Annotated in this window: 11 protein-coding genes; 1 reads left to right on the top strand and 10 read right to left on the bottom strand. The window is 73.3% G+C overall.

The window, feature by feature from the left end:
* Position 1 precedes the first annotated feature (1 nt).
* From ACZ64A_RS00720 to ACZ64A_RS00690, 7 genes are all read right to left on the bottom strand, one after another.
* The gene (locus ACZ64A_RS00720; RefSeq protein WP_469807273.1) at positions 2–1,051 is read right to left on the bottom strand and encodes an AAA family ATPase; all 1,050 of its coding nucleotides are present in this window, start codon (positions 1,049–1,051) and stop codon (positions 2–4) included.
* Complete coding sequence (locus ACZ64A_RS00715) at positions 1,048–2,598, bottom strand: VMAP-C domain-containing protein (protein ID WP_469807271.1); 1,551 nt, start codon at positions 2,596–2,598, stop codon at positions 1,048–1,050. The genes ACZ64A_RS00720 and ACZ64A_RS00715 overlap by 4 nt, the downstream gene beginning before the upstream one ends.
* Positions 2,599–2,887: 289 nt before the next feature.
* On the bottom strand, positions 2,888–5,434 hold the full coding sequence (locus ACZ64A_RS00710; RefSeq protein ID WP_469807269.1) for a polynucleotide kinase-phosphatase: 2,547 nt from the start codon (positions 5,432–5,434) through the stop codon (positions 2,888–2,890).
* Positions 5,431–6,948: a 3' terminal RNA ribose 2'-O-methyltransferase Hen1 gene (locus tag ACZ64A_RS00705; protein ID WP_469807267.1), complete on the bottom strand. Its 1,518-nt coding sequence runs from the start codon at positions 6,946–6,948 to the stop codon at positions 5,431–5,433. The genes ACZ64A_RS00710 and ACZ64A_RS00705 overlap by 4 nt, the downstream gene beginning before the upstream one ends.
* 20 nt (positions 6,949–6,968) lie before the next feature.
* The gene (locus ACZ64A_RS00700) at positions 6,969–8,171 is read right to left on the bottom strand and encodes an SGNH/GDSL hydrolase family protein (RefSeq protein WP_469807266.1); all 1,203 of its coding nucleotides are present in this window, start codon (positions 8,169–8,171) and stop codon (positions 6,969–6,971) included.
* Positions 8,168–8,749, bottom strand: a complete 582-nt coding sequence (locus ACZ64A_RS00695; protein ID WP_469807264.1) for a TetR/AcrR family transcriptional regulator — start codon at positions 8,747–8,749, stop codon at positions 8,168–8,170. Before ACZ64A_RS00695 ends, ACZ64A_RS00700 begins: the two co-directional genes overlap by 4 nt.
* A 154-nt stretch (positions 8,750–8,903) precedes the next feature.
* A complete protein-coding gene (locus ACZ64A_RS00690) occupies positions 8,904–9,827 on the bottom strand; it encodes an LLM class F420-dependent oxidoreductase (protein ID WP_469807262.1) in 924 nt (307 codons plus the stop codon).
* Between the two features lie 244 nt (positions 9,828–10,071).
* Between ACZ64A_RS00690 and ACZ64A_RS00685 the strand changes: the two genes are divergently transcribed.
* Positions 10,072–10,254 carry a hypothetical protein gene (locus ACZ64A_RS00685; RefSeq protein WP_469807261.1) on the top strand — a complete coding sequence of 61 codons (183 nt, stop codon included), beginning with the start codon at positions 10,072–10,074 and terminating at the stop codon, positions 10,252–10,254.
* Positions 10,255–10,414: 160 nt separating this feature from the next.
* Here the strand turns inward: ACZ64A_RS00685 and ACZ64A_RS00680 are convergent, their stop codons facing one another.
* From ACZ64A_RS00680 to ACZ64A_RS00670, 3 genes are all read right to left on the bottom strand, one after another.
* Entirely contained in the window at positions 10,415–10,876 is a 462-nt protein-coding gene (locus tag ACZ64A_RS00680) for a DUF6099 family protein (protein WP_469807260.1), read from the bottom strand.
* 183 nt (positions 10,877–11,059) lie between these two features.
* Positions 11,060–11,425: a nucleotide pyrophosphohydrolase gene (locus ACZ64A_RS00675; RefSeq protein ID WP_469807258.1), complete on the bottom strand. Its 366-nt coding sequence runs from the start codon at positions 11,423–11,425 to the stop codon at positions 11,060–11,062.
* Complete coding sequence (locus tag ACZ64A_RS00670) at positions 11,422–12,594, bottom strand: AAA family ATPase (protein WP_469807256.1); 1,173 nt, start codon at positions 12,592–12,594, stop codon at positions 11,422–11,424. The genes ACZ64A_RS00675 and ACZ64A_RS00670 overlap by 4 nt, the downstream gene beginning before the upstream one ends.
* Positions 12,595–12,771: the final 177 nt, after the last annotated feature.

Genomic DNA, 12,771 nt, shown 5'->3' with positions numbered 1-12,771 from the left:
TTCAGCGGCCCTTCGCGAGGTCGCGGAGCAGCGTTTCGACGAGCTTACGCCCGTCGCCATCGGTCTGGAAACCACCCGCAGTAGTCATCTGGACGGCGTTGAGTAGCTGATCCAGGCTGTGGGTGCCGCCCGCCTGGACGCGGTGGACGAACTCCTCCACCAGCTCCTCGGCACCCTCGGGCAGGGTGCCGAGGTGTCCCTCGATCATCGCCAGCAGCCGCTCGCGGCCGGGCGGACGCATCTCCAGGGGCAGGCACCGGCGCCGGAAAGCGGCCGGAAACTCACGTTCGCCGTTGCTGGTGATCACCACGACGGGGAACTCCCGGCACTCCACGCGCCCGTGCCGCACCTCGGCGCGGCCCCCGGGGTCGCTGGTGTGGACGCGTGCCGTGTCGGCGGCGTCGCGCACCAGCTCCGGGACGTCATAACTTCCGTTCTCCAGGACGTGCAGCAGGTCGTTGGGCAGGTCGATGTCGCTCTTGTCGAGTTCGTCGACAAGCAGCACCCGGGGACGATCGTAGGGCAGCAGGGCGGTGCCCAGGGGCCCCAAGGTGACGAAGTCACCCAGTTGAGGCGGGAGTTGACTCTCTCTTGGGTCTGCCGCGGCATCGGCGCCCGGCAGTGCGGCCTGCCAGGCCGCGATCGCCTGGGCGCGGCCCATGGCGTCATGGACGTACAGGCCGTCCCTGAGGGTGGTGCGGCTGACGATGTTCCACTCCAGCACCCGGCCGAGGCCCAGTTCGCGGGCGATCAGATAGGCGAGGGTGGACTTGCCGACGCCGGGCGGGCCTGTGATCAGCAGGGGCCTGCGCAGCACCAGCGCGGCGTTGACGACGTCGATCTCGTCGGCGTCGAGCTGCGGGGCGAGGTCGCCGGGCCCCAGGCGGCGCTGGGCGGCCTCGGGGTCGTCGGGCGGCGCCGGCTGCGGCGGCCCGCCGCGGAACCGGCGCCAGGGCGGGGGTTCCGGCAAGGGGGGCGGGGCGGCCGGGGGCCGGCCGGTGGCGTCGAAGACGCGCCAGCCGCGGCCTGCCGTGTGCTCCTGCGCGCTCATGCCGGTGCCTCCTCGCCGGCGATGTCGCCGGGATCGGTGGTCTGAAGGTCGACGAGCCGGGTCGGATCGTCCCAGAAGAAGCCGATGTGCCGGCCGAGAAGTCGGCCGGGCCCCTGGGTGTGGCGGGCGGCGCTCTGCCGCAGCCGGTGCACCACGGCGGGGATCTGTGCGGGGGTGGGCACGGCGGCGAACACGGCGGTCACCACCTCCCGCCGCTCCTCCGGGAACGCTCCCCTGCGGTCCCAGACGGCGAGCCCTATTCCTTCCGCGATGGCGGCCTTGAGCGCCTCCAGCGCGGGTGCGGTGTCCGGGGCGTCCAGTACGACCGCCGTGTGGGAGGTCTCCCCGGCGAGTTCGGCCTGCCACGCGTCGAGCCGCTCGGCGTCCGGTTCGCTCCAGTGGTGCACCCCGACGCCGCCGTGGCGCAGGGTGTCCCAGCGCTGCTGCCACTGTTCGCGCACCGCCCCGTCCCGCGAGCGCATCCGCTCCAGGGACCGCAGATGGATCCCGTAGCGGGTGCCGAGCGCGAGCGGGCGTCCGTCGCCGATCCGGTGGGGCAGCGCGGCCACATCGTGGTTGAGCAGGTCGTAGGGCAGGACGAACTCGACGTACGGCGGCGGGGGCCGGCGTCCGCTCGGGTGCGGCTCGGGCGGCACGGTCCACAATCGGGCGCCCTGCCGCAGGGCCGCTTCGACGGCGGGGCCGAGGCCGTCGAGGGTGGTGGTGACGGGCTCGCAGGGCTGCGGGTCCCAGTGGCCGGGGACGGTGTTGAGCCAGGGGCGCACCAGCACTTCGCCGGTGCCGTCGCGGGCGGGTTCGACGGCGACGACGAGGCAGCGCGGGATGTCGGGGTCGCCGGCCGCCGCGGGGCGGGTGCCGCGGCGCTGTTCGAGCTGCGCGGTGAGACCGGCGCGGCGGGCCCAGTCGTCGGCCCAGCCGGACAGGGCGGTGCGGTGGGCGGGCGTGGTGGCGAGGGCGGCGGCCCGGTCGAGGAGGAGCACGGCGGGCGGGAGGCCGTCGGGCTGGGCGTTGCACTCCAGGACGTAGCCGAAGAGCTGGTCGGGAGTGAGGCCGAGGGGCAGGAAGAGTCCGTTGAGTTCCTGGACGAGGTCGTCGCGGAGCCGGCCGGCGGGCAGGTCGCCCTTGGCGAGGACGGCGCGTGCGCTGTTCTCGTCGACACGGGTGAGCGGGCCGGGCAGCAGGTCGTCCTGCACCGGCGGGGCGGCGGGTTCCAGCAGCCGGTCGAGCCGGTCGCCGGCCGGGCCCCCCTCGAAGACGCGCACCATGCCCACGAGCACGCGCTCGCCGCCCTCGACGTTCAGTGCGGCGCGCACCAGGGTCACGACGTCCTCGCGCTGTTTCACACCGCGGAGGTCGATCGGGCGGCGCAGGTGGTCACCGAGGATCGCGGCGAACTGGACCCGCCCCTGCGCGTCCTCCATGCAGCTCAGCTCGCACAGCGCGTCGGTGAGACGTAACAGCAGGCCCACGCCCTGCGCGTACCCGGATGCGTCCTCGGGTCCGACCGACCCCGCGCCTGTATTCACCGACTTTCCCCCTGAGCCGGTTCACCTGCCTGACCGACCAGCGAAGTTAGCACGGCTACCAGCGGTTAACCAGGGACGAACGGGACCTGCGTCACGATGTCCGGCCAGGACCGCCCCAGCGGGGACGACCTGGCCGGAACCGATCGCTCGGGCGGCCGGTTACCGCCGGGCGCCGGCCACGCGCCGAAGGGGCGCGGGGAAGTGCGCGAGCAGCCACAACCGGCCCGCGCCCGCCCGTCGGCAGGGCCACGCACGGCGGAGGGAACACGGCGGCCGCCGCCGTGACGGCTCACAGACGCGGGTCCACCGGCTCCGACTCCAGCGCCAGTACACCGAACACCGCCTCGTGCACCCGCCACAGCGGCTCGCCCTCCGCGAGGCGGTCCAGGGCCTCCAGGCCCAGGGCGTACTCGCGCAGCGCCAGCGACCGCTTGTGGTTGAGGAACCGCTGCCGCAGCCGCGCCAGCTGCTCCGGACGCGTGTACTCCGGGCCGTAGATGATCCGCAGGTACTCGCGGCCGCGGCACTTGATGCCGGGCTGCACCAGCCGGCCCTCCGGGCCGCGCACCAGCGCGCCCAGCGGCTTGACGACCATGCCCTCGCCGCCACGGCCGGTCATCTCCAGCCACCAGTCGACGCCCGCCCGCACCGACTCCGGGTCGCCGGTGTCGACGTACAGCCGCCGGGTGGTCTGCAGCAGACCGGTGCTGTCGTGCTCCACCAGCCGGTCGAGCAGGGCGAGTTGCTCGTCGTGCGGCAGGGCGGCGAGGCTGCGGCCCTGGACCGCCAGGATCTGGAACGGCGCCAGGCGTACCCCGTCCAGTCCGTCGGTGGTCCAGCAGTAGCGGCGGTACGCCTCGGTGAACGCGGCGGCGTCCGCGGCCCGTTCCCGCTGGCGGGCCAACAGGTCCGTGACCTCGACGCCCCTGCTCGCGGCGGCCTCCAGCGCGGCCAGCGCGCCGGGGAACACCGCGCCCGACGCGGCGCCGACGGCGGCGTACTGCGACCGCAGCAGCCCGGACGCCTTCAGCGACCACGGCATCAGCTCGGCGTCCAGCAGCAGCCAGTCGGTGTCCAGGCCGGTCCACAGGCCGGCCTCGCCGATCGCGGTGCGCAGCCGGTCGAGGATCTGCTCGGTGACCGACTCGTCGCCGAAGAACGGCCGGCCGGTACGGGTGTAGAGGGACCCGGTGGGCCCGTCCACCCCGAACCGCTTGCGGGCGGTCTCCGCGTCCCGGCACACCAGGGCCACGGCCCGCGAGCCCATGTGCTTCTCCTCGCACACGACCCGCTCGACCCCGTCCGCCGCGTAACTCGCGAACGCCTCCACCGGGTGCTCCAGGTAGCCCTCGAGCTTGCTGGTCGGGGTCGGCGCCATGGTCGGCGGCAGGTACGGCAGCAGCCGCGGGTCCGTCGCGAAGCGGCTCATCACCTCCAGCGCGGCGGCCGCGTTCTCCTCACGGACGGCGACCCGTCCGGCGTGCCGGGTCTCCACCGCACGGCGGCCCTGCACGTCGGCCAGGTCCAGCGGCCGGCCGTCGTGGCCGCCGGGCGCCTCGGCGCGCAGCGGCTTGACCGGCTCGTACCAGACCCGCTCCGCCGGTACGTCGACCAGCTCCCGCTCCGGCCAGCGCAGCGCGGTCAGCTTGCCGCCGAACACGGCGCCGGTGTCCAGGCAGATCGTGTTGTTGAGCCAGGTGGCCTCCGGGACGGGTGTGTGGCCGTAGACCACGGCGGCCCGGCCGCGGTAGTCCTCGGCCCACGGGTAGCGCACCGGCAGCCCGAACTCGTCGGTCTCGCCGGTGGTCTCGCCGTACAGGGCGTGCGAGCGGACCCGGCCGGAGGTGCGGCCGTGGTACTTCTCCGGCAGACCGGCGTGGCAGACGACGAGCCGGCCGCCGTCGAGGACGTAGTGGCTGACCAGGCCCTCGATGAACTCCCGTACCTCCCGCGTGAACTCCTCGCTCTCGCCGTCCATCTGCGCGATCGTCTCGGCGAGACCGTGCGTGTGCTGGACGGCGCGGCCCTTGAGGTGTCGGCCGAACTTGTTCTCGTGGTTGCCGGGCACGCACAGCGCGTTGCCCGTCTTCACCATGGACATCACACGGCGCAGCACTCCCGGGCTGTCCGGTCCGCGGTCGACGAGGTCGCCGACGAACACGGCGGTACGGCCCTCGGGGTGGACGCCGTCGACGTAGCCCAGCTTGGACAGCAGCGCCTCCAGTTCGGCGGAGCAGCCGTGGATGTCGCCGACGATGTCGAACGGGCCGGTGAGGTGCGTGAGGTCGTTGAACCGCTTCTCGGTGACGACGGTGGCCCGCTCGATCTCGTCCACGCCCCGCAGGACGTGCACCTTGCGGAAGCCCTCGCGCTCCAGGTGGCGCAGGGAGCGCCGCAGTTCGCGGATGTGCCGCTGGATGACCCGGCGCGGCATGCCGGCCCGGTCGGTGCGGGCGGCGTTGCGCTCGGCGCACACCTCCTCGGGGACGTCGAGGACGATGGCGATCGGCAGCACGTCGTACTGCTTGGCCAGGTCGATCAGCTGCCGCCGGGCGTCCTGCTGGACGCTGGTGGCGTCCACCACGGTGCGGCGGCCGGCGGCGAGCCGCTTGCCGGCGATGTAGTGCAGGACGTCGAACGCGTCGCGGGTGGCGCTCTGGTCGTTCTCGTCGTCGGACACCAGACCGCGGCAGAAGTCGGAGGAGATGACCTCGGTGGGCTTGAAGTGGCGGCGGGCGAAGGTGGACTTGCCCGAGCCGGAGGCGCCGACGAGAACGACGAGGGAGAGGTCGGTGACGGGCAGCGCCCGGCCTTCGGTGCTGGTGGTCGCGCTCATGCCGCCGTCGCCTCCTTCTTGTGCCTCTCGCTCGTCTCGCGGCTCTCGGTCTTCCCGGTGTTCTCGGTGTTCTCGGTCTTCTTGAGGAACACGGCCATCTGGGTGGGCGGGCCGACCTCGGGGTCGTCCGGGCCCACGGGCTGGAACTGCACGTCGTACCCGTGCCGTGCTGCGACCGTGGCCGCCCAGGCGCGGAACTCCTCGCGGGTCCACTCGAAGCGGTGGTCGCCGTGCCGGACGTGCCCGGCCGGCAAGGACTCCCAGCGCACGTTGTACTCGACGTTCGGGGTGGTCACGACGACCGTGCGGGGGCGGGCGGAGCCGAACACCGCGTACTCCAGCGCGGGCAGCCGGGGCAGGTCGAGGTGTTCGATCACCTCGCTGAGCACGGCCGCGTCGTAGCCCTTGAGCCGGGTGTCGGTGTACGCCAGCGAGCCCTGGAGCAGCGTGACGCGCGCCGCCTGCCGTTCGCCCATCCGGTCCAGCTTCAGCCGGCGGGAGGCGATGGTGAGTGCCCGCACCGACACATCGACGCCGACGATCTCGGTGAACCGCGCGTCCTTCAGCAGTGCCTGCACCAACTGGCCCTGCCCGCAGCCGAGGTCGAGCACGCGGGCGGCCCCCCTCTCCCGCAGGACGGCCGTGATGGCGTCGCGGCGCTGCACCGCGAGCGGGGCCGGCTTCTCCTCCTCCTCGGCCTCCGCGGCGACCGCGTTGTCGATCTCCTCGACGTCCGTGTCATCGGACTCGGCGAGCCGCACCAGCTCCAGACGCTCCAGCGCCTGCCGGGTGAGCGACCAGCGCCGTGACAGGAAGCGGCTGGTGATCAGCTTGTGCTCCGGGTGGCCGGGCAGCCAGCCCTCGCCGGCCCGCAGCAGCTTGTCGACCTCGTCGGCGGAGACCCAGTAGTGCTTGGCGTCGTCCAGCACGGGCAGCAGGACGTACAGGTGACGCAGCGCCTCGGACAGCCGCAGCGCCTGCGACTCAAGGACGAGACGGACGTACCGCGAGTCGCCCCACTCCGGGAACTCGGCGTCCAGGGCGACCGGTTCGGCGCTCACCGTCCAGCCGAGCGGCTCGAAGAGCGCGCGTACGACACCGCTGCCGCCGCGGGCGGGCAGCGCGGGTACCTCGATGCGCAGTGGCAGCGGCTCGGCGGCGCGCTCGGGCCGGGCGGTGCACACCCCGCGCATCGCGCTGGAGAACACACTGCTCAGCGCGACGGCCAGGAGGGAGGACGCCGCGTACGGGCGGTCGTTGACGTACTGCGCGAGGGCCGCGTCGGGGGCGCCGCCGCGGCCCTTGCCCTTGCCCCGCCGCACCAGCGCCACCGGATCGACCTCCAGCAGCAGCGCCGCCGTGCAGCGCTCGGCGTCCGCCTCGGGGTACAGGACGTGCGCGGTGCCGTAGGAGGTGGAGAACGCCTGCGCCTTCCCGGGATGCTTGTGCAGCAGGAATCCGAGGTCGGTCGCGGGGCGTTCCGCCGAGCCGGTGGTGCTGATGGTCAGGAACATGTGAGCGAGTTTCCCGGCCGTCAGGCGGCCGGGCCACCGGTTTTCGCCACGACCTCCGGGAGCGTCTTGTGCAGGGCCTCCGCGAACCGGGTGCCGATACGGCGGTGGGTGGCGCCGTCCGGGTGCAGCCCGTCGGGCAGCGGCAGCTCGGCGTGGTCGTCCTCGCCGTACAGTTCACGGCCGTCGAGGTAGCGCAGGTGCGGGTCGTCGGCGGAGCGCTCGGTGACGATCCGGGACAGCTCCTCGCGGATGACGGCGAGGGTCAGTTTGCCGGTGGCGACCTCCGCCGGGTCGCCCGTGGCACGGAAGTTCAGCCGGCCCTCGGCGAGCGCCGCGAAGTCGAAGGCGCCCGGTCCTGGCGTGTCCTCGTGCATCGGGCAGTACAGCGGGGAGACGACCGTGAGCGGTGTCGTCGGGTGGCCCTCGCGGACGGTGTCGAGGAAGCCGTGGACGGCCGGCCCGAAGGCGCGCCGGCGCATCAGATCGAGGTTGACGATATTGATCCCGATCTTGAGGGTGATCAGATCGGCGGGGGTGTCCCGGATCGCGCGGGCGGTGAACGGGTCGAGCAGCGCGCTGCCGCCGAAACCGAGGTTGATCAGCTCCACTCCGGCGAGCCGGGCGGCGAGCGCCGGCCAGGTGGTGGTGGGCCCGTCCGCGTCGGAGCCGTGGCTGATGGAACTGCCGTGGTGCAGCCAGACCGGGCGGCCCAGGTCGGGGGCGGGCTCCACGGGGGCGTCGGTGCGCAGGGCGACGAGCTCGGTGTGCTCGTTGTGCGGCAGCCAGATCTCGACGTCCTTGTCCCGGTCGGGCAGACCGGTGAAACGCAGCGTGCACACCGGGCCCGGGCGGATGTCGGAGGCGCCGGTGGACAGGTCGATGGTGACGGTGTTGCCGTCGTCCGCGGTGGCGCGGCCGGCCGGACGGCCGTCGACGAGCAGCTCGTACACGCCGTGCGGGCGGGGCGGCGCGCCGCGGTAGACGCGCTTGGTCGCCAGCACGTCCAGCTCGACCACGGTGGCGCGGGTGCGCAGGGCCAGGCGGACGCCGCTGGGCTGCGACTCGGCGAGGGCGAGCTGCGGGTCGTCGTTCTGGGTGCGGGCCCGGGCGGGCAGGCGGTGCGGCAGCAGCCCGTGCGCGGTGCGCTCCAGCTCGAGGGCTCCGCGTACATGGGCGGGGGTGAGGGGGGTGGTGACGGGGGTGGTGATCCGGTCGGCGGTCATCGGGGTCCTCCGGGTGCGGGCCAGTTCCGCAGCAGGGCGTCGAGGGCGTCCAGGACGCGTTCCCAGCTCTCCTGGCTGTCGGGGGCGCTGTGCGCGAAGCCACCGGCCAGCTCGAGGCTGACGTAACCGTGGAAGACGCTGCCCAGCAGCCGGACCGCGTGGGTCTGGTCGGGTTCGGTCAGGTCGTAGCCGCGCAGCAGCGCCCGGGTCATGCGCGCGTGCCGCACGCCCGCGCTCGCCGCCGCGGTCTCGGGGTCGAGGGGCAGGCGGGTCGCGGCATAGCGGCCGGGGTGTTCGCGGGCGTAGTCGCGGTAGGTGTCGGCGAGGGCGGTCAGGGCGTCCTTGCCGGCCCGGCCGGCGAGCGCGTCGGCGGCCCGGTCGGCGAGTTCGTCCAGCGCGAGCAGGGCGATGCCCGTCTTGAGGTCCTGGGAGTTCTTCAGGTGCGAGTACAGGCTCGCGACCTTGACGTCGAACCTCCGGGCGAGCGCCGAGACGGTCACCTGCTCGAAACCGACCTCGTCGGCGAGCTCGGCGCCCGCACGGACGAGACGCTCGGCGGTCAGCCCTGCGCGTGCCATGACGCTCCCTCCTTCTACCGATAGCGATTATGCCGGTGCCTAAAGCTTTTAGGCAAATGAACCCAGCCATAAGGGAAGGAGGGAGGCTGTGAGCGAGGGAGGTGGTGACCGGACGGGGTCGGGCCCGCGCGCAGCGGGCCCGGCCGCGGGGGACCTACGACAGCTGGGACTGCACCTGGGACGAGATCAGCTCCAGGTGGTCCAGGTCGTGCAGGTCGAGGACCTGGAGGTAGACGCGGCGTGAGCCGATCTCGGCGTACCGGCCGATCTTGTCGACGACCTCGGCCGGGGAGCCGGCCAGACCGTTCGCCTTCAGCTCGTCGACCTCGCGGCCGATGACGGCGGCGCGGCGGGCGACCTCGGCGTCGTCACGGCCGACGCAGACGACGAGGGCGTTGGAGTACACGAGGTCGTCGGCCTTGCGGCCGATCGCCTCGGCGGCGGCGCGCACCCGGCCGAACTGCCGCTCGCTGTCCTCGACCGAGGCGAAGGGGATGTTGAACTCGTCCGCGAAGCGGGCGGCGAGGCGCGGTGTGCGGGTGGCGCCGTGGCCGCCGATGAGGACCGGGATCTTCCTCTGCGCCGGCTTGGGCAGCGCGGGCGAGCCGGTGAGCTCGTAGTGGGTGCCATGGAAGTCGAAGGTCTTGCCCTGCGGTGTCTTCCACAGGCCGGTGACGATCTCCAGCTGCTCCTCCAGGCGGCCGAACTTCTCCTTCGGGAAGGGGATGCCGTACGCGGTGTGCTCCTCCTCGAACCAGCCCGCGCCGAGGCCGAGTTCGACGCGGCCGCCGGACATCTGGTCGACCTGGGCGACCTGGATGGCGAGGACGCCGGGCAGCCGGAAGGTGGCCGCGGTCATCAGCGTGCCGAGCCGGATACGGCGGGTCTCGCGGGCGAGGCCGGCGAGGGTGATCCAGGCGTCCGTCGGGCCGGGGAGGCCGTCGGCGTCACCCATCTTCAGATAGTGGTCGGAGCGGAAGAAGGCGTCGAAGCCGAGGTCCTCGGTGGCCTTCGCCACGGTGAGGAGGGTGTCGTAGGTCGCGCCCTGCTGGGGTTCGGTGAAGATGCGAAGGTCCATGTCCTCCATCCTCCACGCCGCGGGCGCCGGCCTCGTCACCGGTCCCCGGCGCCCGGTGCGTCTCTCCCCGGCCGGGTGAAAAACGTCAACGCCGCGCACGGGCGACCACCGGGCCAGTGACCGCCCCCGGCGGTGATCGTTGGCTCGGGCGGAGCCGGACCGCCCGGCGCCCGCGCCGGCGGTGGCCGCCGTCGCGTCACCGTGCCGGTCCCCGTGCGGGGGGCCGCGGGCCGAGGAGGCCGTCATGTCCGAAGAGTCCGTGCCGGGCGTCGCCCAGCCGAAGGGGCTGCTGCAGCAGATGGAGGAACTGATGTCGGCGCTGAACGCGGACCTGTCGGCACTGGACGCGGACCTCCAGTCGACGGCAGGCACGCCACACGCTCCCGGCGTTCCACGCGCTCCACGCGAAGACCCGGAGCCGAGCTGAGCCGTCCGGGCGGGGGCGGGAGCCGGCTCCACCGGCACGGTGACACCACAGGCGGGAGCGTGACACCACAAGGCGAGCGTCGGGCCGTCGGCAGCAGGCGGCCCGGCGCGCGGTCGGCCGAGTGGCGGGCGCAACGGCGATGCGCACCCGCCTCCGCGGCTCACCGTTCCGGTAACGCCTCCTCGCGGCCCGCCAGTTTGCGGAGCATCCAGTGGACCCGGTCGCGGGATTCGTCCGTCGCGTCGATCGCCTCCATGCACTGCCAGTACGTCCCCTCGTCGTCCGCCCCGCTGGCGACGCCGACGAGGGCGATACCGACGTCGGCGAGCAGGGCGTCGAGCGCGAGCAGCGTCTGCCGGGCGTCGTCGAGGGCGGTGAGCTGGGCGGCGCGTAACGCGTCCGGGTCGAGGTCGGGCGGGTCGAGCACCCCGCAGCCACGTCCCGCCAGTTCCGTCAACCCCAGTGCCTCACCGCGCAGTTCGGGCGGACCCGAGACCGCGAGGCGGCTGCCGATCGCCTGGGTGAGGGCCTGCGCCTGCCAGACCTCCCGCAGGGTCCGCGACGGATCGCTGCTCGCCGCCAGCGCCCGTCTGCTCGTCAGGATGAGCCTCACCGCGTCCATACGCGCCCCCGGGTGACGATCCGACATGCCGTTCGCACGTCTGCCCGAACTCCCTTGTTCACTACCCAGCGTGAAGGCATGTGGGGCGAAAAGCCAGAGGAAGGCGGAAATCTGCGGACAACAAATCGGTTTCGGGCACCCGGCCGACTGCGGAGAGTGAAAGTGGAAGAAATTCCTCCAACCTCAGTCGGTATCGCCACCCTTGACCTGTCCGCCCCCATCCCCCGGCGCCGGGAACCGCTCCTCGTTCCGCTCGATCTTCTCCGCCAGAGCCGTCAGCGGATCGACACCGAGCACCTCGCACAGCTGAAGCAGATACGCGAGCACGTCGGCCACCTCGTCGCGGACCCGGTGCGCGGTGTGCGGGTCGCCCATCACCCCCGCCGACTCCTCCGGCGTCAACCACTGGAAGATCTCCACCAGTTCGGCGGCCTCCACGCTCAGCGCGGTCGCCAGGTTCTTGGGCGTGTGGTACGGCTGCCAGTTGCGGGCGGCCGCGAACTCGGCCAGCCTGCGCTGCAACTGCGCCAGATCGAGGTGCTTCGTCACGGGTTCAGGTGTACCACCGTGACGCCGTCGATCCCCGCCGCCCACGAGGCGTCGGCCACCGCGCCGACACAGCGCAGATGGCCGCGCTCGCCCATCCGCACCGCCAGCCGGGCGAGTTCGGCACGCTGACCCGCGTCCAGGCAACGGTCGAATCCGTCGGCGAGCACGGTCAGCGCCTGCAGAGCCGACGGCACCTCGCCGGCCGGGTCGACCTCCAGGATGCCGGGCCCGGTGACCAGCACCAGGGCGAGCGCGAGAAAGCGCAGCTCGCCGTCGCCGAGCCGGGCCAGATCCGTACGGGTGCCGCCGTCCCGTTCCAGCCGGGCGCGCACCGTTCCGTCGCTGTGGGGTTCGGCCACCACGTCGGCCGCCGGCACGGCGCAGCCGGAGCGCAGGGCCGCGACGAGTACCGCGTGCCGGCGGCCGCATTCGGCGCGGGTGCGCCACAGGACGTCGGCGAGGTTGTCGCAGCCGGTGAGCAGCCGGCCGGAGCCGCTGGGCACGGGCGCCCGCATCCGGGAGGGCCGCGGGTCGCAGGCGAACACCGAGCGCAGCGCGACGACCAGTTGTTCGGCGGCGGCCAGCACCCGGCGCTGCCCGTCGGTCTTGCCGGCGACGCGCAACGGCAGCAGGGCGGTCCCGAGCCGGTCGTCGGGCAGCGGGGCGCGTGTCACGGGGGCGGCGCCGGCGGTGTGCCAGGCGGCCTGCACGGCGCGCCGCCCGGGATCGACGAGCGCGGTCTCCAGCAGGACGGTCCCGCCGGCGGTGAGCCGCTCGCCCACGACGCGCAGGTCGGGCTCGACCTGGACGGCGAGATCGAGCCGTACCGGACCGACGGGACCGTCCGCCGTACAGCCGATGCGGAATCCGCGCCGCCGCTGGGCGTCGGGCCGGGCCCGCTCCGGCACGCACGAGACCGGGTCCGGGAAGGCCTCGCCGAGTTCGGCGCCACCGGCGAGCCGCGCGAGTGCCGCGTAGGCGCGCAGCGCGGTCGACTTGCCGCTGCCACTGCGTCCGGCGAGCAGCGTGAACGCACCGTCCAGGGGCAGGACGACCCGCCGGTGCACGGCGAAGGCGGACAGCCGCACCTCGGTGACCCGCGGCCGAATCGGCCTCACCACGTCCGGCTCCTCGAAGACGGACAACGACGAAACGGAAGAAACGCCCATACGGCGGACGCTAGGCCCGCGCGGGTCCAGCGAACCGTTCCGCCGAGGTCATCTTCCTCCTAACGGGGGACGAGGAACGTGGACGCGACGCGGGCCCCCGACCGCGGCGTCCGGGCTTCCTCGTCCCGACTTCGCGTCCGGAACTCCCCGTCCGGGGATTGCGCGTCCGGGATTCCT

Source organism: Streptomyces sp. NPDC104814 (assembly GCF_055583185.1).
This window is presented reverse-complemented; position numbering and strand designations above follow the sequence as displayed.

Excerpts from the sequence above, each read along its gene's own strand:
- ACZ64A_RS00705 (WP_469807267.1), bottom strand. The coding sequence starts at position 6,948 with ATGTTCCTGACCATCAGCACCACCGGCTCGGCGGAACGCCCCGCGACC.
- ACZ64A_RS00720 (WP_469807273.1), bottom strand. The coding sequence starts at position 1,051 with ATGAGCGCGCAGGAGCACACGGCAGGCCGCGGCTGGCGCGTCTTCGAC.
- ACZ64A_RS00690 (WP_469807262.1), bottom strand. The coding sequence starts at position 9,827 with ATGGACCTTCGCATCTTCACCGAACCCCAGCAGGGCGCGACCTACGAC.
- ACZ64A_RS00695 (WP_469807264.1), bottom strand. The coding sequence starts at position 8,749 with ATGGCACGCGCAGGGCTGACCGCCGAGCGTCTCGTCCGTGCGGGCGCC.
- ACZ64A_RS00700 (WP_469807266.1), bottom strand. The coding sequence starts at position 8,171 with ATGACCGCCGACCGGATCACCACCCCCGTCACCACCCCCCTCACCCCC.
- ACZ64A_RS00680 (WP_469807260.1), bottom strand. The coding sequence starts at position 10,876 with ATGGACGCGGTGAGGCTCATCCTGACGAGCAGACGGGCGCTGGCGGCG.
- ACZ64A_RS00710 (WP_469807269.1), bottom strand. The coding sequence starts at position 5,434 with ATGAGCGCGACCACCAGCACCGAAGGCCGGGCGCTGCCCGTCACCGAC.
- ACZ64A_RS00685 (WP_469807261.1), top strand. The coding sequence starts at position 10,072 with ATGTCCGAAGAGTCCGTGCCGGGCGTCGCCCAGCCGAAGGGGCTGCTG.
- ACZ64A_RS00670 (WP_469807256.1), bottom strand. The coding sequence starts at position 12,594 with ATGGGCGTTTCTTCCGTTTCGTCGTTGTCCGTCTTCGAGGAGCCGGAC.